Here is a 1512-nt window from a genome sequence, read left to right on the forward strand (position 1 = left end):
CGAGCGAGGAGGAGCAGGCGGTGTCGACCGTGACGGCCGGGCCCTCCAGGCCGAGGGAGTAGGCGACACGTCCGGACACCACGCTGCCGGCCTGGCCGGTGAGCAGGTGACCGCCGAGTCCCTCGGGCACCTCGCGCAGCCCGGCGGCGTAGCCGGAGCTGCCGGCGCCGACGAACACGCCGGTCCGGGAGCCCTTGAGCGCGGTCGGCGCGATGCCGGAACGTTCCAGCCCCTCCCAGGAGGCCTCCAGCACCAGGCGCTGCTGCGGGTCGAGCGCCTGCGCCTCGCGGGGACTGATGCCGAAGAACCCGGCGTCGAACGCCGATGCTTCGCCCAGGAATCCGCCGGAGCGGGTGTCGCTGGCGTCCCGCAGGGTCTCCAGGTCCCAGCCGCGGTCCTGCGGGAAGCCGGCGACCGCGTCACCGCCCGTGTCCAGCAGACGCCACAGGTCGTCGGGGCCGTTCACACCGCCGGGGAGGCGGCAGGCCATGCCGACGATGACCACCGGGTCGGTGTCCAGGGGGGCGGCGGAGGCGACGGCCGACGGCGTCCGGTCCTCCTGGGTGCCGAACAGCTCGTGGAGGAGGTGGGTGGCGACGGCGAGCGGCGTGGGGTGGTCGAAGACGAGCGTGGACGGCAGGGGCACGCCGGTGGCGGTGGTCAGGTCGTTGCGGAGTTCCACCGCGGTGAGAGAGTCGAAGCCCATGTCGCGGAAGGCGCGCCCCGCCGTGACGGCGGACCGGTCCGTGTGACCGAGGGCCACGGCGGCCCGACGGCGCACCAGGTCGAGCAGGTCGGCGGCTCGCTCCTCGGTGGTCATCCCGTCCAGCCGGTCCCGCAGCTCGGACCGCGCCGAGCCCGCGTCGGCCGTCGCACCGGCCGCCCGCACGGAGGCGGCGGCCCCCGGCAGCGCGGTCAGCAGCGGGCTGGGACGGCCGGTGGTGAAGGCGGACGTGAAGCAGGCCCAGTCGACATCGGCCACCACGACGGTGGTGTCCCGTACCAGCAGCGCACGGTCCAGTGCGGCCAGCGCGCTGTCCGGGTCCAGGGGCGACAGGCCGCGGCGGCGCAGCAGCTCCTGCGCCTGCCCGTCACCGGCCATACCGCCGCCGTCCCAGGGCCCCCACGCGACGGCGGTACCGGCCAGCCCTCGCGCACGCCGGCGTTCGACCAGGGCGTCCAGGTGGGCGTTGGCCGCCGCGTAGGCCGCCTGACCGCCGCTCCCCCAGACACCGGCGATCGAGGAGAACACGACGAACTCCTGCAGCCCGGCCTCGCGGGTGCACGCGTCGAGATGGTCGGCGGCCACGGCCTTGGCGGCCAGGACCGCGGCGAGCCGTTCGGGGGTGGTCGCTTCGAGTACGTCGTCGTCGAGAACGCCGGCCGCGTGGACGACGGCGTCCACGGGATGGTCGGCGAGCAGCCGTTCCACGGCCTGCCGGTCCGCCAGGTCGCAGGCGCGCACGGTGACGCGGGCGCCCAGTGCGGTCAGTCGGTCGCGCAGTCCCGCCG

General features: G+C 75.7%; 1 protein-coding gene. It reads right to left on the minus strand.

Annotated features, from left to right (window positions below; all coding sequences use genetic code 11):
• On the minus strand, positions 1-1512 hold a 1512-nt coding region (locus ACYVE9_RS26320), incomplete at both ends, for a beta-ketoacyl synthase N-terminal-like domain-containing protein (protein ID WP_461030397.1).

It is taken from the genome of Streptomyces sparsus, from assembly GCF_054776295.1.